The organism is Devosia sp. 67-54 (assembly GCF_001899075.1).
GTDB lineage: Bacteria > Pseudomonadota > Alphaproteobacteria > Rhizobiales > Devosiaceae > Devosia_A.
This window is the reverse complement of sequence record NZ_MKVA01000008.1, coordinates 39,543-58,356: the sequence shown is the minus strand read 5'-3', so window position 1 is coordinate 58,356 and position 18,814 is coordinate 39,543. Positions and strand designations below refer to the sequence as shown.

Annotated in this window: 23 protein-coding genes; 19 read left to right on the top strand and 4 right to left on the bottom strand. The window is 67.8% G+C overall.

All coding sequences use genetic code 11. The annotated features are described in order from the left end of the window. Window positions 1–6 precede the first annotated feature (6 nt). From BGO82_RS13485 to BGO82_RS13455, 7 genes are all read left to right on the top strand, one after another. The gene (locus tag BGO82_RS13485) at window positions 7–1,032 is read left to right on the top strand and encodes a class I fructose-bisphosphate aldolase (protein WP_291306125.1); all 1,026 of its coding nucleotides are present in this window, start codon (window positions 7–9) and stop codon (window positions 1,030–1,032) included. Between the two features lie 56 nt (window positions 1,033–1,088). Further along, the gene (locus BGO82_RS13480; RefSeq protein ID WP_291306124.1) at window positions 1,089–1,694 is read left to right on the top strand and encodes a thiamine phosphate synthase; all 606 of its coding nucleotides are present in this window, start codon (window positions 1,089–1,091) and stop codon (window positions 1,692–1,694) included. Next, window positions 1,691–2,791, top strand: coding sequence for a tetratricopeptide repeat protein (locus BGO82_RS13475; RefSeq protein ID WP_291306123.1), 1,101 nt, complete (start codon window positions 1,691–1,693; stop codon window positions 2,789–2,791). Before BGO82_RS13480 ends, BGO82_RS13475 begins: the two co-directional genes overlap by 4 nt. 85 nt (window positions 2,792–2,876) lie before the next feature. Next, the gene (locus BGO82_RS13470; protein ID WP_291306122.1) at window positions 2,877–3,671 is read left to right on the top strand and encodes an inositol monophosphatase family protein; all 795 of its coding nucleotides are present in this window, start codon (window positions 2,877–2,879) and stop codon (window positions 3,669–3,671) included. A 72-nt stretch (window positions 3,672–3,743) separates the two neighbouring features. After that, window positions 3,744–4,775, top strand: a complete 1,032-nt coding sequence (locus BGO82_RS13465; RefSeq protein ID WP_366246955.1) for a flagellar motor protein MotA — start codon at window positions 3,744–3,746, stop codon at window positions 4,773–4,775. Next, window positions 4,776–5,804 carry a peptidoglycan -binding protein gene (locus tag BGO82_RS13460; RefSeq protein WP_291306121.1) on the top strand — a complete coding sequence of 343 codons (1,029 nt, stop codon included), beginning with the start codon at window positions 4,776–4,778 and terminating at the stop codon, window positions 5,802–5,804. A 6-nt stretch (window positions 5,805–5,810) separates the two neighbouring features. Continuing rightward, on the top strand, window positions 5,811–6,101 hold the full coding sequence (locus BGO82_RS13455) for a HigA family addiction module antitoxin (RefSeq protein ID WP_291306120.1): 291 nt from the start codon (window positions 5,811–5,813) through the stop codon (window positions 6,099–6,101). Here BGO82_RS13455 and BGO82_RS13450 read toward each other — a convergent pair whose 3' ends face one another. After that, the gene (locus tag BGO82_RS13450) at window positions 6,102–7,922 is read right to left on the bottom strand and encodes an ABC transporter transmembrane domain-containing protein (protein ID WP_291306119.1); all 1,821 of its coding nucleotides are present in this window, start codon (window positions 7,920–7,922) and stop codon (window positions 6,102–6,104) included. A gap of 186 nt (window positions 7,923–8,108) precedes the next feature. Between BGO82_RS13450 and rpmE the strand changes: the two genes are divergently transcribed. Further along, the gene (gene rpmE, locus BGO82_RS13445) at window positions 8,109–8,330 is read left to right on the top strand and encodes a 50S ribosomal protein L31 (protein WP_291306118.1); all 222 of its coding nucleotides are present in this window, start codon (window positions 8,109–8,111) and stop codon (window positions 8,328–8,330) included. Window positions 8,331–8,393: 63 nt separating this feature from the next. On the opposite strand, the gene BGO82_RS13440 is transcribed toward rpmE, so the two are convergent. After that, the gene (locus tag BGO82_RS13440; RefSeq protein WP_291306117.1) at window positions 8,394–8,918 is read right to left on the bottom strand and encodes a DUF1465 family protein; all 525 of its coding nucleotides are present in this window, start codon (window positions 8,916–8,918) and stop codon (window positions 8,394–8,396) included. Between the two features lie 381 nt (window positions 8,919–9,299). Here BGO82_RS13440 and BGO82_RS13435 point away from each other — a divergent pair, with 381 nt between their 5' ends. Together BGO82_RS13435 and BGO82_RS13430 are read left to right on the top strand one after the other, a co-directional pair. Next, entirely contained in the window at window positions 9,300–10,046 is a 747-nt protein-coding gene (locus BGO82_RS13435) for a YebC/PmpR family DNA-binding transcriptional regulator (protein ID WP_291306116.1), read from the top strand. A gap of 4 nt (window positions 10,047–10,050) precedes the next feature. Further along, on the top strand, window positions 10,051–10,635 hold the full coding sequence (locus BGO82_RS13430) for a TMEM175 family protein (protein WP_291306115.1): 585 nt from the start codon (window positions 10,051–10,053) through the stop codon (window positions 10,633–10,635). Between the two features lie 3 nt (window positions 10,636–10,638). On the opposite strand, the gene BGO82_RS13425 is transcribed toward BGO82_RS13430, so the two are convergent. Further along, window positions 10,639–11,076 carry a helix-turn-helix domain-containing protein gene (locus BGO82_RS13425; protein WP_291306114.1) on the bottom strand — a complete coding sequence of 146 codons (438 nt, stop codon included), beginning with the start codon at window positions 11,074–11,076 and terminating at the stop codon, window positions 10,639–10,641. 106 nt (window positions 11,077–11,182) lie between these two features. Here BGO82_RS13425 and BGO82_RS13420 point away from each other — a divergent pair, with 106 nt between their 5' ends. Then, on the top strand, window positions 11,183–12,985 hold the full coding sequence (locus BGO82_RS13420; RefSeq protein ID WP_291306113.1) for a chloride channel protein: 1,803 nt from the start codon (window positions 11,183–11,185) through the stop codon (window positions 12,983–12,985). Window positions 12,986–12,996: 11 nt separating this feature from the next. On the opposite strand, the gene BGO82_RS13415 is transcribed toward BGO82_RS13420, so the two are convergent. Further along, window positions 12,997–13,764, bottom strand: a complete 768-nt coding sequence (locus BGO82_RS13415) for a GGDEF domain-containing protein (RefSeq protein WP_291306112.1) — start codon at window positions 13,762–13,764, stop codon at window positions 12,997–12,999. A gap of 181 nt (window positions 13,765–13,945) precedes the next feature. Here BGO82_RS13415 and ruvC point away from each other — a divergent pair, with 181 nt between their 5' ends. The 8 genes from ruvC (at window position 13,946) to tolQ (ending at window position 18,812) form a co-directional block, all read left to right on the top strand. Continuing rightward, window positions 13,946–14,449 (top strand): crossover junction endodeoxyribonuclease RuvC, encoded by a 504-nt coding sequence (ruvC, locus tag BGO82_RS13410; RefSeq protein ID WP_291306111.1) that lies wholly within the window; start codon window positions 13,946–13,948, stop codon window positions 14,447–14,449. After that, the gene (gene ruvA / locus BGO82_RS13405) at window positions 14,446–15,063 is read left to right on the top strand and encodes a Holliday junction branch migration protein RuvA (RefSeq protein WP_291306110.1); all 618 of its coding nucleotides are present in this window, start codon (window positions 14,446–14,448) and stop codon (window positions 15,061–15,063) included. Before ruvC ends, ruvA begins: the two co-directional genes overlap by 4 nt. Window positions 15,064–15,126: 63 nt before the next feature. Beyond that, window positions 15,127–15,405 (top strand): AbrB/MazE/SpoVT family DNA-binding domain-containing protein, encoded by a 279-nt coding sequence (locus BGO82_RS13400; RefSeq protein WP_291306109.1) that lies wholly within the window; start codon window positions 15,127–15,129, stop codon window positions 15,403–15,405. Beyond that, window positions 15,402–15,800, top strand: coding sequence for a type II toxin-antitoxin system VapC family toxin (locus BGO82_RS13395; protein WP_291306108.1), 399 nt, complete (start codon window positions 15,402–15,404; stop codon window positions 15,798–15,800). The genes BGO82_RS13400 and BGO82_RS13395 overlap by 4 nt, the downstream gene beginning before the upstream one ends. Then, the gene (gene ruvB, locus BGO82_RS13390) at window positions 15,797–16,837 is read left to right on the top strand and encodes a Holliday junction branch migration DNA helicase RuvB (protein ID WP_291306107.1); all 1,041 of its coding nucleotides are present in this window, start codon (window positions 15,797–15,799) and stop codon (window positions 16,835–16,837) included. The genes BGO82_RS13395 and ruvB overlap by 4 nt, the downstream gene beginning before the upstream one ends. Next, window positions 16,834–17,376, top strand: coding sequence for a rhomboid family intramembrane serine protease (locus BGO82_RS13385; RefSeq protein WP_291306106.1), 543 nt, complete (start codon window positions 16,834–16,836; stop codon window positions 17,374–17,376). The genes ruvB and BGO82_RS13385 overlap by 4 nt, the downstream gene beginning before the upstream one ends. After that, window positions 17,373–17,792: a tol-pal system-associated acyl-CoA thioesterase gene (gene ybgC, locus BGO82_RS13380; protein ID WP_291306105.1), complete on the top strand. Its 420-nt coding sequence runs from the start codon at window positions 17,373–17,375 to the stop codon at window positions 17,790–17,792. The genes BGO82_RS13385 and ybgC overlap by 4 nt, the downstream gene beginning before the upstream one ends. A 180-nt stretch (window positions 17,793–17,972) precedes the next feature. After that, window positions 17,973–18,812 (top strand): protein TolQ, encoded by an 840-nt coding sequence (tolQ, locus tag BGO82_RS13375; RefSeq protein ID WP_291306104.1) that lies wholly within the window; start codon window positions 17,973–17,975, stop codon window positions 18,810–18,812. The last annotated feature ends 2 nt before the right edge of the window (window positions 18,813–18,814 follow it).

Below are 18,814 nucleotides of genomic sequence, written 5' to 3'. Positions count from 1 at the left end.
TTGCCCGTGCCGTCGCCCAACGATGTCGCCCGTAAGCTTGTTGCGCCCGGCATGGGCATCCTTGCTGCCGACGAATCGGAGGGAACCATCGCCAAGCGGTTCGCGGTGATCGGGCTGCCGGTGACGTTCGAGACGCGGCGCGACTATCGCGAGATGCTGTTCCGCTCCACCGAGGCGATGCGGCAGTACATTTCCGGGGTGATCCTCACCGAGGAGACGCTGAAGCAGTCGGCGGCCGACGGCACGCCGTTCGTGGCGCTGTTCGCCGAGACCGACGTGATCCCGGGGATCAAGGTCGATCGCGGCGCCTTCGCGATGCCGGGCACCAAGGGCGAAAAGATCACCGAAGGGCTCGACGGCCTCCGGCACCGGCTGGAGGAATATGCGAGGCTCGGCGCCAAATTCGCGAAATGGCGCGGCGTCATCGCGGTCAGCGACTATGCGCCGTCGCGCAACGGCATCCGCGCCAATGCGCATGTACTGGCGCGCTACGCGGCGCTCTGCCAGGAGGCGGGGATCGTGCCGGTGGTGGAGCCCGAGGTGCTGGCCGACGGCGAGCCGGGCGACCATTCGATGCAGCGCTGCGCCGAGGTGACCGGCGAGACGCTGGCGACGGTGTTCGAGGAATTGCGGCTTGCCGGCGTCGACCTCGGCGGCATGCTGCTCAAGCCCAATATGGTGACGCCGGGGGTGCGGTCGGCCGAGCGGCCGAGCGACAGCGAGATCGCGGCGGCGACGCTGAACGTGCTCAAGGCGCAGGTGCCGGCGAGCGTGCCGGGGATCGCCTTCCTCTCCGGCGGGCAGTCCGACGCGGCCGCCACGGCCAACCTTTCGGCGATGAACCGCATGGGGCCGCTGCCCTGGGCGCTGACCTTCTCGTACGGGCGGGCGCTGCAGAACGCGGCCATGCTGCTGTGGGGCGGGGACCTGGCCAATGTGCCGCAGGCGCAGGTGGCGTTCGCGCACCGGGCGAAGATGAACAGCCTGGCGGCCCTCGGAAAGTGGCAGCCGGAGCTCGACCGCGCCGCTTAACCTATTTGCTGCCAGAATCTGCGGTAAGAACGTCGGCTTCTGATAGAAGGCCGCCCATGACCGCGCAGATTTTCCTGATTGCCTCCCCCGACGTCGACGCCACGGCCTGCACCCGCATGCTGGACGAGGCGCTGGCGGCGTCGCCGGTGGCGGCGCTGCTGCTGCCGCGCGGCAGCCGCCCGGAAGGCAGCTACAAGGCGCTGGTCAAAGCCGTGGCGCCGCGGGCGCAGGCGGCGGGCGTCGCCGTGCTGATCGAGGGCGATCCGGGGCTGGTGCGCACGCTGGGGGTCGACGGCATCCATGTCGAGGGCGGCGTCAACGAGGTGCGCGCCGCCACGCAGGCGCTGAAGCCCGATTTCATCGTCGGCGCCGGTCGTATCGCCTCGCGCCACGACGCCATGAGCAAGGGCGAACTCGGCCCGGACTACATCTTCTTCGGGCCGCTTGCCGGTCCGCGCGATCCGGAGCAGCGCGAAATGGCGCGCTGGTGGGCCGAGATCATGGAGGTGCCCAGCGTGCTCTCCGACCCCGCGGCGACGGCGGAGACGGCGACCTCGGAGGGCGCCGAGTTCATCGGGCTGGGCGAGAGCGTGTGGACGGCGTCCGAAGGCGTCACGGCGCGGCTCGAAGCCATCGCCAGGGCGCTGGAGGCCAACCCATGACGCTGCGCCTTGCGGCAATGCTCGTGCTGCTACTGACAGCGCCGGCGCTGGCGGCCAGCACTGCCGCGTCCTCGCAGGACATGCCGCATATCGACAATTCGCTGGGGCTCGAGGACATGCTGCCGACGCCCGAAAGCGCCGGCAGCGACGCCGCCTCGATCAGCAACGACATCTTCTCCAAGCGCGACGACGCCTATGGGGCGTTCCAGCGCGGCTACTACCTCACGGCGCTGGCGCTGGCGCTGCCGCGCGCCGAAAATGCCGATCCGGCGGCGCAGACGCTGATCGCCGAAATCTACGCCAAGGGCCTGGGCGTTGCTGAAAACGTGGCGCGCGCGTCGAGCTGGTACACGCTGGCGGCCAAGAACGGCGACCGCATGGCGGCGTTCGAGCTGGGCCTGCTCTATCTCAACGGCGACGGGGTGCCGAAGAACCGGCAGAAGGCGGCCGAGCTGTTCAAGCAGGCGTCCGACAAGGGCTATCCGCCGGCCGAATACAATCTGGCGCTGCTGCATGTGGAGGGCACCGACGCCTCGCCCAGCCTGGTCGATGCGGCGAGGCTGATGAAGGCGGCGGCCGACGCGGGCCTTGCAGAGGCGCAATACGATTACGGCTCGATGCTGATGGAGGGCGCCGGCATCGCCCCAAATCCCGCCGAGGGCGCGCGGCAGATCGGGCTCGCGGCGCAGCAGGGTCTGGTCGAGGCCGAGATCGACTACGCGACGCTGCTCTACATGGGCAAGGGCGTGAGCCGGAACCTGCACGAGGCGGTAGGCTGGTACGAGCGCGCCGCCAATGCCGGCAATCCGGTGGCGCAGAACCGCTACGCCAAGCTTCTGGCGGTGGGCGAGGGCGTCGACGCCGACCTCAAGCAGGCAGCGATGTGGCGGGCGCTGGCGCGGCGGCAGGGGCTGTCCGACCCGCAGCTCGACAAGCTGCTCGCCGGGCTGTCGCAGACCGAGATCAACGACGCCGAGGAGCTGGCCCGCTTCTGGCCGAGCAGGCCGCCGACCGCCGAGGACATGGCGGCGGAGGCCGCCCGGATGCGCGAGACCGCCAAGTCGGTATCCTCGACCAAGCTGGCCGGCAGCGGCTGACCGCCGCCGAAGCGCCGCCGGCGCTTGAATCTCCGGCCGTTCTGCGCCAGATAGCGCAACTTCCTTTCACGAAAAGTCCTTGCACATGGCCCGGTCGGCGCTTCTCAACATCATGGTCACGGCGGCGCTCAAGGCCGGCCGGTCGCTGGTGCGCGATTTCGGCGAGGTGGAAAACCTGCAGGTGTCGGTGAAGGGGCCGGCGGATTTCGTCACCAACGCCGACAAGGCGGCCGAGAAGATCGTGCATGCCGAGCTCAGCAAGGCGCGGCCGACCTACGGCTTCCTGATGGAAGAGGGCGGCGAGATCAAGGGCAGCGACGGCCAGCATCGCTGGATCATCGATCCACTCGACGGCACCACGAATTTCCTGCACGGCATCCCGCTGTTCGCGGTGGCCATCGCGCTGCAGCGCGGCGACGAGATCGTCGCCTCGGTGATCTACAATCCGGTGATGGAAGAGCTCTATGTCGCCGAAAAGGGCGGCGGCGCCTGGCTCGACGACAAGAAGCGGCTGCGCGTCGGGGGCCGCAAGCACCTCGCCGACGCGGTGGTGGTCACCGGCATCAATTCGCAGGGGCGGGCAAGCGACCTGCTGCAATTGCGGCAGATGGTGCAGGTCGTCCCCGCGGTGTCGGGCATCCGCCGCACCGGCTCGGCCTCGACCGATCTCGCCTGGCTCGCCGCCGGGCGCTTCGACGGCTATTGGGAAGCCGGGCTCAAGCCGTGGGACGTGGCGCCGGGCGCGCTGCTGCTGCGCGAGGCCGGCGGCACGATGAGCGATTTCTCGGGCGGCGCCGGCAGCATCTGGAACGGCGAGGTGGTGGCGGGCAACGAGACGCTGCAGGGCCAGCTGCTCAAGATCATCAAGGCCGTCAAATAGGCCGGCGCGCGCCAAACTGTCATTGAACCGACGTGCCCAAGCCATTGTCACGCCGGAATGGTGTGACTAGTCTTGCGGCCCCAAGAGGGCGAATCCGGCTGGGCCATGTCGCAGAACTACGACCCCTATCATCTGAAAAGCCCGACGATCTACCTCGTCAAGAACGTGGTCTTCCTCGTCATCGTGGCGCTGGTCGGGGTGATCCTGTCGAACCGGATCATCACCTTCTTCTGGGCCAACCCGTTCATCAACTCGCTGATCATCCTGGTCGCGGCGATCGGCATCGTGCTCAGCTTCCGCCAGATCATGCGGCTGTTCCCCGAGATCAAATGGGTGAACTCGATGCAGGACGGCACCATGGCGCGGGTGCGCCAGCCGGTGCTGCTCGCCCCGGTCGCCGGCATGCTGCGCGACCGGCTGGGCGAGGCGGTGATCACCCCGTCCTCGATGCGCTCGATCCTCGATTCGGTGGGCAACCGGCTCGACGAGGCCAAGGACACCTCGCGCTACCTCACCGGCCTGTTGGTGTTTCTCGGCCTGCTCGGCACCTTCTTCGGCCTGCTCGAGACGGTGACCAATGTCGGCTCCACCATCGCCGCGCTCGACACCTCGTCGGGCGACACGGCGACGCTGTTCGAAAATCTGAAGGCCGGCCTCACCGGCCCGCTGCAGGGCATGGGCACGGCGTTCTCGGCCTCGCTGCTCGGCCTCAGCGGCTCGCTGATCCTGGGCTTTCTCGATCTGCAGGCGAGCCAGGCGCAGAACGCCTTCTACACCGATCTCGAGGACTGGATGACCTCGATGACCGAGCTCGACCATCCGGTGACGCAGATGCAGGCGACCGGCATGGGCCTGCCGGGCGAGGAGATGGCGGCGATGATCGAGCGGCTGGGCTCGACCATGCAGAGCTCGGATTCGTCGCAGAATGCCATTCGCGCCATGGCGGAGCTGGCGCGCGGCATCGACGGGCTGGTCAAGCACATCCGGGCCGAGCAGGCGGATCTGCGCATCCACATCGAAGAGCAAGGCGACACCAACAAGAAGCTGCGCGAGCTGATCGAGGCGATGCTGCGCGAAGACGCCAACGAGCGCAGGCCCAACTAAGTGGCATCGCTCAGCCGCAGCCGCCGGTCGCGGGAGACCAATTACTGGCCGGGCTTCGTCGATGCCCTGTCGTCGCTGCTGCTGGTCATCATCTTCCTGTTGTCGCTGTTCATGCTGACGCAGTTCTTCCTGGGCCAGGAAATCCAGGGCAAGGACACGGCGATGAGCAAGCTCAACTCGCAGATCGCCGAGCTGACCGAGATGCTGCAGATGGAGCGCACCAGCAACACCGACCTCACGGGCAACCTGGCGGCGCTGCAGGCGACGCTGGCGACAACCACGGCGCAGCGCGACAAGCTGCAGACGCAGGTCAGCGGCTTCGGCGCCGGGCTCGACGACAAGGACGCCAAGATCGCCGGGCTCAGCAGCGACCTCGCCAAGCAGAAGGATCTGAGCGACGAGGCGGCGGCGCAGGTGGCGCTGCTCAACCAGCAATTGGCCGCGCTCAGGACGCAGATCGGCGCGCTGGAGCAGGCGCTCAACGCCTCCGAGGCCACCGCCGCCGAGAGCAAGACGCAGGTGGCCGATCTCGGGCGCCGGCTCAACGTGGCGCTGGCGCAGCGCGTGCAGGATCTGTCGCAATACCGCTCGGATTTCTTCGGCCGGCTGCGCAAGATCCTCGAGGGACGCGCCGACGTGCAGGTGGTGGGCGACCGCTTCGTGTTCCAGTCGGAAGTGCTGTTCCCACCCGGCGACGCCTCGGTGTCGGAGGCCGGCAAGCCGACGCTCGACAAGCTCGCCGACGCCATCAAGCAGTTGCAGAGCGAGATCCCGAGCGACATCAACTGGGTGCTGCGCATCGACGGGCACACCGACAAGCGGCCGATCAATACGCCGGAATTCCCCTCGAACTGGGAGCTGAGCGCCGCCCGCGCCATCGCCGTGCTCAAATATCTCGCGGCCGACGGCGTGCAGGCGCAGCACCTCGTCGCCGCCGGCTTCGGCGACAGCCGCCCGATCGACCCGGCCGACACCGACGAAGCCTATGCCAGGAACCGCCGCATCGAGTTCAAGCTGACGGACGGATAGGTGAGCATGACGAAGCTGCCGCCAATTCCTCCCGGCGAGATCCTGCTCGAGGAATTCCTCGTGCCGATGGGGATCAGCCAGACGCGGCTTGCAGGCGATATCGACGTGCCGGTGAGCCGCATCGCCGACATCGTCAACGGGCGGCGGGCCATCACTGCCGATACGGCCCTTCGCTTTGGCGCATATTTCGGAACCGAACCCCAGATGTGGCTCAATCTGCAGGCCAGCTATGATTTGCGCATCGCCGAGCAGAGCTATTGGCCGGAGGCGCGGGAGCGTATCCGCGCCCGCGCCTGATCATTCCGCCGCCTTCGGGTCCTCGAGGCGGAACTGCAGTTTGGCGAGCTCGGCGTAGCGGCCGCCCTTCAGCACCAGCTCGTCATGCGTGCCCTGGTCGATCAGGCGGCCGTGGTCGAGCACGAGGATGCGGTCGGCGTCGCGGATGGTGGCGAGGCGGTGGGCGATGACCAGCGTGGTGCGGCCCCGCATCAGGTGCTCGAGCGCGAGCTGCACCAGCCGTTCGCTCTCGGCATCGAGGGCGGAGGTCGCTTCGTCGAGCAGCAGGATCGGCGCGTCCTTGAGCAGCGCGCGGGCGATGGCGAGCCGCTGCTTCTGGCCGCCCGACAGCATGACGCCGCGCTCGCCGACGATCGAATCGTAGCCGTTCTCGAGCTGGATGACGAAGTCATGCACGAGCGCGGCGCGGGCGGCCGCCTCGACTTCCGCGTCGGTGGCATCGGGCTTGCCGAAGCGGATGTTCTCGGTGACGGTGCCGGCAAAGATCGTCGGCTCCTGCTCGACATAGGCGAAGCGGCGGCGCAGCTCGGCTGGAGCGGCGTTCCGGACGTCGACGCCGTCGACCAGGATGCGTCCGGCGGTGACGTCGTAGAAGCGCTGCGCCAGGGCGAACACGGTGCTCTTGCCGGCGCCCGAGGCGCCCACCAGCGCCACGGTCTCGCCGCGGCCGACGGCAAAGCTCAGATCGCTCAGCACCTGCTCGTTGTCGCGCGTCTCGTAGGCGAAGCTCACATGCTCGAAGGCGATGGTGCCGAGCGGCGGCACGGGCAGGGCGACCGGGTGCGCGGGCGCGACGATGCCGGGCTTGGTGTCGAGGATTTCGATCAGCCGCTCGGTCGCGCCCGAGACGGTCTGCAGCGAGCCCATGACCTCGGAGATCGAGCTCAGCGCATTGGTCGCCATCAGCGCGTAGATCATGAACTGGGTGAGCTGGCCGGTGGTGACGGCGCCGTCGAACACCGATTTGGCGCCCCACCAGACGAGCAGCACCAGCCCGACCACGACGCCGAACATGATGCCGCCGATCATGGCGGCGCGGCCGCCCAGCCGGGTCACCTCGGCGTGGTAGGATTCCTCGGCGCGGCGGGCGTAGTCCTCGGACTGGTACGGCTCCTGCACGAAGCTCTTGATGGTCTTGCTGGCGCCCAGCGCCTCGGTGGCCATCGCCGACATCTCGGCCAGCGCGTCCTGGGTGCGGCGCGACATGCGGCGCAGGCGCCGGGCGAGGATGATCACCGGAATGATCACCGCCGGGGCGATGACGACCACGGCGAGCGCCAGCCACCAGCTCGTCAGGAACATCAGCGCCACGGCGCCGATGATGGTGACGGCGCCGCGCAGCGTCATCGACAGGCTGGAGCCGATGGCGCCGCGGATGGTGGCCACGTCGCCATTGAGGCGCGACGTCAGCTCGCCGACGCGGTGCAGGTCGTAGAAGGTCGCGTCGAGCGTCAGCAGATGGTCGAACACAGCGCGGCGCAGGTCGGTGAGCACGCGCTCGCCCAGCACCGAGACGAAATAGAAGCGCGCGGCGCTGGCGGCGGCGACGATGGCGGCGACGCCGACGATCAGCCAGCCATAGCGCGTCATCATGTCGAGGTTCTTCTCGACGAAGCCGAGGTCGACGATCTTGCCGGCCAGCGCCGGGATCACCAGGGTCGAGACGGCGGCGATCACCAGGAACACCAGCGTCAGCAGCACGCGGGTCTTGTAGCGCAGGATGAAGGGGACCAGCCGGCGCAGCGGCCGCAGCGATTTGGGGTCGACGCGCTGCTGCGCCTCGCCCTTGCGGCCAAGCCGCGGCGTGACGGAGGCGGGCATGGTGCGCGTGTCGGTGGCCAAAGTGCCCCCGATATAGGCGGCGGCCCCCGATGCCGCAACCCGGGGGTTTGGGGGCGGGCAAGTGCGGCCTCTTGCCGGGGGCGGGTTTTTTCTGTAGAGACGCGCCAAATTCCCGTTCAGTTCGCCGGGCGCAGCGTTTGCGCCCGTTTGATTTGAGGCACCGCCATGAAAAAAGACATCCACCCCGACTATCACATGATCACCGTGGCGATGACCGACGGGACGACCTACCAGACGCGTTCGACCTACGGCAAAGAGGGCGACACGCTGCAGCTCGACATCGATCCCAAGACGCATCCGGCCTGGACCGGCGTGCAGGGCAATCTGCTCGACCGCGGCGGCCGCGTCACCCGCTTCAAGGAGCGGTTCAAGGGCCTGGGGATCTAAGCGTCCCCGCCTTCGACGGTTTCGGAAAGCCCCGCTTCGGCGGGGTTTTTTGTTGATTGAGGGTCAGCCCTGCAATTTGCCGAAGGCGGCGCGCAGCCGGGACAACTGGTCGCCGATCGAGCCCTCGGCCGCGGCCGGCGCGGTTTCGGCGACTGTGCCGCGCTCCAGCCGGTCGAATTGCTGCACCCGCTCGAACAGCCGGTCGCCCTGGGCGATGTAATCGCGCAGCCGCTCTGGCAGATCGGCGAAGCCGGGGCCGCCGCGCTCGGTCGGCGTCGCCGAGAATTTCACCTTTTCCTTTTCCAGCCGGGCGTTTTCGGGGGTGAGCTCGCCCTCGTTGACGGCCCGCTGCAGCAGCAGCCACGAGGCGAGCTGCATCAGCCGGGTGGTCAGGCGCATGGATTCGGTGGCGTAGACGAAGGAGGCCTCGCGCGCGAGGCCGCGGCTCTGCGCCCGGCCGTCGCCGTCGAGATAGGCGGCCACGTCCTCGATCAGGGCCATGCCCTCGCGGTAAAGCGTGGTGAACCCGCCGGAGGCGACGATGCGCGGCCCCAGGGCTACCGCCGATTTGTCGTTGCTGTCCGTCATCCCCAAAGCCACCGGCAGCGCTGCGCGCGCTCCCTAGGTGCCATGCTCGTCCTTGAGGGAGGCTTAATGTTGGCGCCCCGGAAAAAGAAAAGAGCCGTCGGATGGGCGGCTCTCGGGAGTTAACAGGGAGGCGTCAAACAGAGGGAGAACCGCTCTGCAAAGTCCAGAAACTGGACAAGGCCGAAATTAACCGGGAGAAGTTAATTGCACGTTAATGCATAGCGATTTCGTAACCTTGCCGATTGGTGACCGGCGGGCCGCCCCGGTCCGGCGCCGCACAGCTTTCCGGGAGGCGCCCCGCACTTCGGCTTCACAAGCCGGGCGCGCCTCTCTATATAGCGCCACCGCATTTTCAAAAAATCCGTCGAGGGAAGTCGTCTGATGGCCGGCCATTCGCATGCCAAGAATATCATGCATCGCAAGGGCAAGAGCGATGCGGCGCGAAGCAAGGTGTTCTCCAAGCTTGCCCGCGAAATCACCGTTGCCGCCAAGCTCGGGGCGCCCGATCCGGCCTTCAATGCCCGCCTGCGCCTCGCGGTCGCCACCGCCCGCGGCCAGTCGATGCCGAAGGACAACATCGACCGCGCCATCAAGAAGGCGATGGGCAATGACGGCGAGAGCTACGAGGAAATCCGCTACGAGGGATACGGCCCGGGCGGCGTCGCCATCATCGTCGAGGCGCTGACCGACAACCGCAACCGCACCGCCTCCAACGTGCGCTCGACCTTCTCCAAGAACGGCGGGGCGCTGGGCGAAACCAACTCCGTCGGCTTCATGTTCGACCGCGTCGGCGAGATCTACTACCCGGCTTCGATCGGCGACGCCGACAAGGTGATGGAAGCGGCGATCGAGGCGGGAGCCGAGGACGTCGAGTCCGACGAGGAAGGGCATTCGATCACCACCACCTTCGAAAGCATGTCGGAGGTGGCGGCGGCGCTCGAAAAGAGCCTCGGCGAGCCGGAATCGGCGAAGTTCGTGTTCAAGCCGCAGAACTACGTGCCGGTCGACGCCGAAAAGGGCGCGACGCTGCTCAAGCTGATCGGCATCCTCGAAGACGATGACGACGTGCAGAACGTCTATTCGAACTTCGACATGAGCGACGAGGATCTGGCCAAGGCGCAAGGTTGAGCCGATGGACAAGGGGCGGCTCGAGGCGTTCAGCGACGGGGTGATGGCGGTGGCCATCACCATAATGGTGCTCGAACTGCATGCGCCGCACGAGGCGAGCCTTGCGGCGCTGCTCGAGCTCGTCCATCCGTTCTTCGCTTATGTGCTGAGCTTCGTCTACGTCGCCATCTACTGGAACAATCACCACCACATGTTCCAGACGGTCGAGCACGTGAACGGCCGTGTGCTGTGGGCCAACAATTTCCTGTTGTTCTGCCTGTCGCTGGTGCCGTTCTCCACCAACTGGATGGGCGAGACCGATTTCGCCCTGGTGCCGACCATCGTCTACGGCATCTCGCTGGTGCTGCCGGCGGTCGCGTACCTGCTGCTGGCCAACACGCTGGTCGCGGTCAACGGGCAGCATTCGACATTGGCGCGGGCCATGGGGCGCGGCATCAAGGAGTGGGCGTCGCCGCTGATCTACGCGCTCGGCATCGCCGGCGCCTTCATCCACCCCTACATCGCCTTCGGGCTCTACATGGTGGTTGCGGTGATCTGGTTCGTGCCCGACCGCCGCATGGAAGCGCAATTGCAGCGGCGCGGCGACTGAGTCTCAGTCGCTGGCCGGCGCGATACGCCGCAGCCGGCGGATCAGCTCCGGCGCCATGTGGCGGATTTCCTCGATATGGGCCCGGCTCAGCCGGGCGAGCAGGGTGTCGGCCCGCCGCGTCAGCTTCAGGCTCTGGCGCCGCCGGTCGCGCGTGTCGGCGAGGCGCTCCACCAGGCCGCTGTCGACCAGCCGCCCAACCATCTCGGCGGCGCTGTGCGGGGCGACGAGCAGATGGCCGGCCAGCGCGCCGATGGTCAGCGGCTCGCCCTCCGGCCAGCCGCGGATGGCGAGCAGCGCCTGGTGCTGCTGCGGCGGCAGGCCCTGCGCCCGGGCGGCGCTGGCGCTGAACGCCGCAAAGCGCCGCAGCGTATGGCGGAAGCTCGCCAGCGCTTCGTACTCCGCCTGCGTGAGCGGCGCGACGTCGTCCTGCGTGTGGGTCATGGCTCTCATCTCAGCGGGATAGCTGCCTTGAATTATGTCGTATTGCGATATATTGCCAGCGTCGCCGCAACCGCCCGCGGCGTTCCCGGGATTTGCGAACCAGTACATGACTTCTCCGTCTTCGTCGTCTCCCGCCGCCCCGGCTGCGACACCCGCTGCCGCAGCCGGCGCGCTGGGCGATTTCACCACCGACCGGCGCGTGCTGGTGCTGCTGGCGATGGCCATCGTCGTCGGCCTCGGCGGGCTCTGCAGCGCCTGGGTGCTGGTCAAGCTCATCGCGCTCATCACCAATGCGCTGTGGTTTGGCCGCATCGATGTGACGACGATCCCGATGGCCGAGGCGGTGCGCGGGCCGCTGATGGTGGCGATCCCGGCGCTGGGCGGGCTGGCGATCGGGCTGATGGCGCGGTTCGGCTCGGAGAAGATCCGCGGCCACGGCATCCCGGAGGCGATTGAGGCGATCCTGATCGGCGGCAGCCGCATGTCGCCCAAGGTGGCGATCCTGAAGCCGATCTCGTCGGCGATCTCGATCGGCAGCGGCGGACCGTTCGGCGCCGAAGGGCCGATCATCATGACCGGCGGGGCGCTGGGCTCGCTGTTCGCGCAGTTCTTCCATCTGAGCGCGGCGGAGCGCAAGACGCTGCTGGTCGCGGGCGCCTCGGCCGGCATGACGGCGATCTTCGGCACGCCGCTGGCGGCGGTGATGCTGGCGATCGAACTGCTGCTGTTCGAGTGGAAACCGCGCAGCTTCATTCCGGTGGCCGCGGCGGCGACGGTGTCGATGGCGCTCCGGCCGTTCCTGTTCGGCAGCGTGCCGCTGTTTCCGGCCGCGCTGCAGTTCGACCTGCCGTGGTGGGGGCTGCTGCTCTGCGCCGGCATGGGGGCGGTCTCGGGCCTGCAGTCGGGCCTGTTCACGCTGGTGCTCTATGCGCTGGAGGACGGCTTCGAGCGCCTGCGCATCCACTGGATGTGGTGGCCGGCGATCGGCGGGCTGGTGGTCGGCCTCGGCGGACTGGTCGAGCCGCGGGCGCTGGGTGTCGGTTACGACATGATCGCCGACCTGATCAGCGGGCACCTGGTGGTGACGACGGTGCTGGTGTTCCTCGCGGTCAAGGCGGTGATCTGGCTGGTGGCGCTGTCGTCGGGGACGTCGGGCGGCGTGCTGGCGCCGCTGCTGCTGCTCGGCGGCGCGCTGGGCTGGATCGTCGGGCTGGTGCTGCCGGGCGGCTCGAGCCTCTGGGCGCTGATCGGCATGGCCGGCATGATGGGCGGCACCATGCGCGCGCCGCTCACCGGCTGCCTGTTCGCCGCCGAGCTGACCGGCGATTTCAACCTGCTGCTGCCGCTGTTCGTGGCGGCGGTCAGCGCCTATGCGGTCACCGTGCTGCTGTTGCGCCGCTCGATCCTCACCGAGAAGGTGGCGCGGCGCGGCCAGCACGTGACGCGCGAATACGGCATCGATCCGTTCGAGCTGATGCGTGCGTCCGAGATCATGGTGCGCGACGTCGCGACGCTGCCCGCCGAAATGCCGATCGCGGCGGCGACGGCGTTCTTCGCCGATCCGGCGCACAGTCACCGCGCCTATCCGGTGGTCGACCGGAACGGCATTCTCGTCGGGCTGGTGGAGCGTGCCGACGCGCTGACCTGGCGCGGCTCGGCCGACCTCGCCGACCAGACGCTGTTCGACATCGTGTCGGACGCCTCGGTGCCGGTGGCGCAGCCGGGGAGCACCGCCGGGCAGGTGATCGACCTGATGATCGCGCACGACACCGGCCGCGTGCCGGTGGTCGACAGCTCGGGCCGGCTGGTCGGGCTGATCGCCCGCAAGGACCTGCTGCGCCTGCGCGCCGCGGGCACCACCAGCGAGCGGCAGCGGCAGGTGTTCTTCCCGCGGCCGCGGCGGTCGTAGCGGCCCCGGCGTCAGGCGGCCTCGAGCAGGCCGTCGGGCAGCGCCGGGCCGATCGAGACGCGGTCGCGGCCGGCTTCCTTGGCGCGGTAGAGCTGGCGGTCGGCGATGCGCAGGATGTCGCGCAGCGGCAGCGGCCGGTCGAACACCGCGCCGCCGACGCTGACCGACAGGCGATGCTCCGCGCCGGCCGGCCGGAATTCCAGCTCGCGGATGGTCTTGCGGATGCGCTCGGCGACGTGCTCGGCCTGGCCTGGGTCGACGCCGGGCAGGAACACGCCGAACTCTTCCCCGCCGAGCCGGCCGACGAGATCGGGCGAGCGCAGCACCGATTTGATGGCCTGGGCGATGCGGACCAGGGCTTCGTCGCCACGCTCGTGGCCGTAGCGGTCGTTGACGCTCTTGAAGTGGTCGGCGTCGATGATCAGCAGGGCGCCGCGCACCTGCCGCGCCTCGATCTCGCCGAGATAGGCATCGACCAGCGTCGAGAAGGCGCCGCGGTTCATCACCTGCGTCAGGCTGTCGGTCGAAGCGTAGACGGTGAGCTTTTCATGGGCGATGGCGAGCTCGCGCAGCTTGCCCGAAAAGAACAGCAGGAACGGCACCGCCAGCACCGTGGGCAGCAGCACGTCGGCGAGCAGGGCACGCAGGCGTGTTGGCCCGTCGAAACTGGCGAAATTGAACGAGTCCACATAAATCGCCGCGGCGACGCAGATCGCGGTGCCGACGACGGTGGTGAAAATGACGCGGCCCCAGCTCACGGGCGACAGGTCGAGCTTCATCGCTGCTGCGAATCCTTCAGCTTTCGACGCTCGCGGCACCTTGCCGCGGAAGGATTGAAGGACCCTCTAGTGCGAACTTCGCAGTTTTATCTATCGGCGCCGCTAGCAGGAAGCGGGGATTGTTGCCGGTTTGTTCACATTCCGCTTGGTAGCCTCCGGGGAAGCGCCTAAGCACGGAGACATGGGCAGCATGGTGCGAATCATCGGCATCGATCCGGGCCTCAGGCGTTGCGGCTGGGGCGTCATCGAGAGCGAGGGCAACCGCCTGCGCTTTGTCGCCTGCGGCACCATCATGCCGGCGGTCGACGCCGGGCTGGCCGACCGACTGGCGGAATTGCACCGCGGCCTGCGCGCGCTGATCGAGCTGCATCGGCCCGACGAGGCGGCGGTGGAGGAGACGTTCGTCAATGCCGGGGCCCGCTCGGCGCTGCAACTCGGGCAGGCGCGCGGCGTGGCGCTGATGACGCCGGCGGCGATGGGGCTGAGCGTCGGCGAATACGCCGCCAATCTGGTGAAAAAATCCGTGGTCGGCACCGGCCACGCCGAAAAGACCCAGGTCCAGCTCATGGTGAAAACGCTGCTGCCGGCCGCCGATTTCAAGGGCGCCGACGCCGCCGACGCGCTGGCCATCGCCATCTGCCATGCGCATCACCGCGGCATCATGGCGCTCAGGGCCAGCGCATGATCGGCAAGCTCAAGGGGCTGATCGACGGGTTCGGCGACGACTACGTGCATATCGACGTGGGCGGGGTGGTGTACGAGGCGTTCTGCTCGTCCAAGACCATGCAGGCGCTGCCCGCCGTCGGCCATGCGGCGGTGGTGCATGTCGAAATGATCGTGCGCGAAGACATGATCCGCCTCTACGGCTTCGCGACGCCCGAGGAGAAGGCGTGGTTCACCACGCTGATGACGGTGCAGGGGGTCGGCGCGCGCGTCGCCCTGTCGATCCTGTCGACGCTGAGCACGGGCGAGCTGCAAAGCGCCATCGCGCTGCAGGACAAGGCGATGATCGGGCGCGCCAACGGGGTGGGTCCCAAGCTCGCGGTGCGCGTGGTCACCGAGCTCAAGGGCAAGGTGCCCACCGGCCTCGGCATCGATGCGGGCACGCTTGGCCTGCAGCAGGCGCTGGGCGAGGGCGTGGCGCGCTCCAACGTCGCCGACGCGGTATCGGCGCTCAGCAACCTCGGCTACTCCAGCGCCCAGGCCAGCGCGGCGCTGGCCAAGGTGGTGGCGCGCGAGGGCGAGGACATCGCGACGGAAAAGCTGATCCGGCTGGGGCTCAGGGAGCTGAGCAGCTGATCCTTGCGGGCGCGAGGATTTCTTACTATTTTTGCTTGTAAGGATATCGCGCTGGGGTAGGAAATGAACAAGCATGTAAAGCTTTCCGGCACGAGTACGGCGACCAGCAAGGGCCAGGTGACGATCCCCAAGCCGATCCGCGATGCGCTGGGAATCAAGGACGGAACGCCGGTCGATTGGGAACTCGATGGCGATCAGCTTCGGGTGCGGGCGCGGACAAGACGGCTCGTCGACTTTGCCGGCATCTTCGGCAATCCCCTGGGACGCGCGGTGACAGTGGAGGAAATGCACGACGCGGTGCTCGACGAAGCCGACGAGCGGCAGCGGCGTATCAGCCGGTGATCGGGGTCGACACAAATGTGCTGGTTCGATTGTTTGTCGATGACGATCATCGGCAGCACAAGCTCGCCGTGCGCTTCTTCGATGAGCGGAGCGCGGACGATGCGGTGTTCATCAGTGTCGTAACCGTTGTCGAGTTCTTCTGGGTGATGAAGCGAACGTACAAGCGTAAGCCCGCCGCGATCCTCGACCTCCTGACTGGCATGCTCGAAAGCGAAGACGCGATCTTCGAGAAAGCAGACGAAATCCGGCAGGTGATTGCGCTGGCCCGGCAGACGGGGGCCGACCTCGCCGATCTGCTGATCGCGCGTAGCGGGCAGATGGCAGGCTGCAGGACCAGCGTGACCTTCGACCAGCCTGCCGCAAAACTCGCCTCTGGCATGGAGCTGCTGAAGTGACCGCGCTCACCTCCGCCGCCGCGGGGCGCGACGATTCGCTCGATGTGTCGCTGCGTCCCAGCGGCTTTGCCGAGTTCGTCGGGCAGGCGCAGGCGCGGGAAAATCTCGAAGTGTTCATCGCCGCGGCGAAGGCGCGCAAGGCGGCGCTGGACCACGTGCTGTTCGTCGGCCCGCCCGGGCTCGGCAAGACCACGCTGGCGCAGATCGTGGCGCGCGAGCTGGGCGTCGGCTTTCGCGCCACCTCGGGGCCGGTGATCGCCAAGGCGGGCGACCTCGCGGCGCTGCTCACCAACCTCGAGGACCGTGACGTCCTGTTCATCGACGAGATTCACCGGCTCAATCCGGCGGTCGAGGAAATCCTCTATCCGGCGATGGAGGACTACCAGCTCGATCTGATCATCGGCGAGGGGCCGGCGGCGCGCTCGGTGCGAATCGATCTCGCCAAATTCACGCTGGTGGGGGCGACCACCCGAGCCGGGCTGCTGACGACGCCGCTGCGCGATCGTTTCGGCATCCCGGTGCGGCTCAATTTCTATACGCCCGAGGAGCTGGTGCAGATCGTCGAGCGTGGGGCGCGGCTGCTCGGCGTCGGCATGAGTTCGGATGGCGCCATGGAGATCGCGCGGCGCTCGCGCGGCACGCCGCGCATCGCCGGGCGGCTGTTGCGCCGTGTCACCGATTTCGCGCTGGTCGATGGCGCCAAGGCGATCACCCGCCAGATTGCCGACAAGGCGCTGCTGCGGCTCGACGTCGACGCGCGCGGGCTCGACCAGCTCGATCGCCGCTATCTCACCGTCATAGCGGAGTTCTACAATGGCGGCCCCGTCGGCATCGAAACCATCGCGGCGGCGCTGAGCGAGCCGCGCGACGCGCTGGAAGAGATCGTCGAGCCGTACCTGATCCAGCAGGGCTTCATCCAGCGCACGCCGCGCGGCCGCATGCTCACGGCGCTGGCGTTCCAGCATCTGAACAAGGCCGTGCCGCAGGGCTTCGTCGGCGTGCAGGCGAGCCTGTTCGAGGGAACGGAGGAAGAGTGACGAAACGCATCCCCTGGCTGACGCTTTCGGTATTCGTCGCGACCCTGGCGGTGACGGCGGCGATGTGGCGCTGGCCCGAGATCGGCACGACGCTCGAGCGCGATCCGAAGATGCTGGCCGGCGAGTGGTGGCGGTTCGTCACCACCTGGTTCGTCCTGGTCGACGGCTGGACGCAAATTCTCGTCAACAGCATCGGCCTTCTCGTCTATGGCGTGCTGGTTGAGCGGATGATCGGGCGGCGCTGGTGGATCGTGGCCTATGTCGTCGCGGGGCTCACCGGCGAGGTGGCCGGCATCTTCTGGCAGCCGGTGGGCGGCGGCAATTCGGTGGCTATCTGCGGGCTGATCGGGCTGTTCTCGGTGTGGCAGGCGGTGCGGCCGCCGCGCGGCGGTCCGCCGCCGGTGCTGGGTGCCGTGATCTGGGGCGGGCTCGGGCTGTGGCTGGTCACGCACTCCGACATCCACGGCGCGGCGCTGGTGGCGGGCTTTCTCGTGGGGCTTGCCGCGGTGCTGCTCGATCGCCGACACTCGCCGGCATGAGCGCGTCGCATCGCTTCGAGGTTCGCGTCTATTACGAGGACACCGATTTTTCGGGGGCGGTGTATCACGCCGCTTATCTGCATTTTTTCGAGCGCGGCCGGACCGAGTTCCTGCGCGCCGAGGGCATCCATCATTCCGAGTTGGCGGTGCAGGGCATCGCCTTTGCGGTGCGCTCGATGGAGATCGAGTTTCTGCGCGCTGCCCATATCGACGATCTGCTGGTGGTCGATACGGCGGTGGCCGAGATCAGCGGCGTCCGGCTGACGCTCGACCAGAGCATCGAACGCGGCGACGAGCTGATCGCCCGGGCGCGGGTGGTGGTGGTCGCGGTGCGCGACGGCAAGGCGACGCGGTTGCCGCGGGCCGTGGTTGCGGCGTTCGGCCGCTCGCCGGTGCCGCCAGACTCGGATTGTTAACCTTTGGTTGACCATAAGTAAGGCAGCGGCGCACACGACCCGCAAAGCGCCGGATTTCCGGGGTTTCTCTTAAATTTGACAAATTCTGACCGCATCGGGACCCGCGTATCGTCGCGCCGTGTTTCCTCCCATGGCGTAACGGGGGCCGGTCCGGCGGGGACCGAGACGAAGGGACCTTTCATGACATCTACGGACACTCTCCCGGAAGGGCCACGCCGGGCGATTTGGCAGGGCGCCGCCGTGCTCGCCGCGTTCGTTGTGGTCGCGCTCGGCCTGTCGGCGCCGTCGCTGGCGCAGGATGTGGCCTCGAGCGCGGTGGCGGTCACGCCGGTGCCGGCCGAGCCGGCGGCGAATTTCTCGCTGCTCGGGCTGTTCCTCAGCGCCGACTGGATCGTCAAGATCGTGATGATCGGGCTGCTCGCCGCCTCCATCTGGTGCTGGGCCATCATCATCGACAAGTCGATGCTGTACGGCCGCGCCAACCGGCAGATGAACCAGTTCGAGCGGGTGTTCTGGTCCGGCCAGTCGCTGGAGGACCTCTACCAGCAGATGCAGGAGCGGCCGTCGATGGGGCTGGGCGCGATCTTCGTCGCCGCCATGAAGGAATGGAAGCGCAGCCACGAGCAGAACGCGGCGAGCTTCATCGGCATGCAGGCGCGGCTCGACAAGGTGCTGGACGTCGCCATCGCGCGCGAAAGCGACGGGCTCGAGAAGCGGCTGCAGTTTCTGGCCACGGTGGCGGCGGCTTCGCCCTTCATCGGCCTTTTTGGCACGGTATGGGGCATCATGAACTCGTTCACGTCCATTGCCGCCAGCAAATCGACCAATCTCGCCGTGGTGGCGCCCGGCATCGCCGAGGCGCTGTTCGCGACGGCGCTCGGCCTGCTCGCCGCCATCCCGGCGACGATCGCCTACAACAAGCTCAGCGCCGATTCCAACAAGCTCATCGGCCGGCTCGAATCGTTCGCCGACGAGTTCGCGACGATCCTGTCGCGGCAGCTCGAAGCGCGGGGCCACTGAGC

Coding starts and splice junctions, on each gene's coding strand:
- BGO82_RS13480 (WP_291306124.1), top strand. CDS start 1,089: ATGACCGCGCAGATTTTCCTGATTGCCTCCCCCGACGTCGACGCCACG.
- BGO82_RS13475 (WP_291306123.1), top strand. CDS start 1,691: ATGACGCTGCGCCTTGCGGCAATGCTCGTGCTGCTACTGACAGCGCCG.
- BGO82_RS13470 (WP_291306122.1), top strand. CDS start 2,877: ATGGCCCGGTCGGCGCTTCTCAACATCATGGTCACGGCGGCGCTCAAG.
- BGO82_RS13455 (WP_291306120.1), top strand. CDS start 5,811: ATGACGAAGCTGCCGCCAATTCCTCCCGGCGAGATCCTGCTCGAGGAA.
- BGO82_RS13450 (WP_291306119.1), bottom strand. CDS start 7,922: ATGCCCGCCTCCGTCACGCCGCGGCTTGGCCGCAAGGGCGAGGCGCAG.
- rpmE (WP_291306118.1), top strand. CDS start 8,109: ATGAAAAAAGACATCCACCCCGACTATCACATGATCACCGTGGCGATG.
- BGO82_RS13440 (WP_291306117.1), bottom strand. CDS start 8,918: ATGACGGACAGCAACGACAAATCGGCGGTAGCCCTGGGGCCGCGCATC.
- BGO82_RS13435 (WP_291306116.1), top strand. CDS start 9,300: ATGGCCGGCCATTCGCATGCCAAGAATATCATGCATCGCAAGGGCAAG.
- BGO82_RS13430 (WP_291306115.1), top strand. CDS start 10,051: ATGGACAAGGGGCGGCTCGAGGCGTTCAGCGACGGGGTGATGGCGGTG.
- BGO82_RS13425 (WP_291306114.1), bottom strand. CDS start 11,076: ATGACCCACACGCAGGACGACGTCGCGCCGCTCACGCAGGCGGAGTAC.
- BGO82_RS13420 (WP_291306113.1), top strand. CDS start 11,183: ATGACTTCTCCGTCTTCGTCGTCTCCCGCCGCCCCGGCTGCGACACCC.
- BGO82_RS13415 (WP_291306112.1), bottom strand. CDS start 13,764: ATGAAGCTCGACCTGTCGCCCGTGAGCTGGGGCCGCGTCATTTTCACC.
- ruvC (WP_291306111.1), top strand. CDS start 13,946: ATGGGCAGCATGGTGCGAATCATCGGCATCGATCCGGGCCTCAGGCGT.
- ruvA (WP_291306110.1), top strand. CDS start 14,446: ATGATCGGCAAGCTCAAGGGGCTGATCGACGGGTTCGGCGACGACTAC.
- BGO82_RS13400 (WP_291306109.1), top strand. CDS start 15,127: ATGAACAAGCATGTAAAGCTTTCCGGCACGAGTACGGCGACCAGCAAG.
- ybgC (WP_291306105.1), top strand. CDS start 17,373: ATGAGCGCGTCGCATCGCTTCGAGGTTCGCGTCTATTACGAGGACACC.
- tolQ (WP_291306104.1), top strand. CDS start 17,973: ATGACATCTACGGACACTCTCCCGGAAGGGCCACGCCGGGCGATTTGG.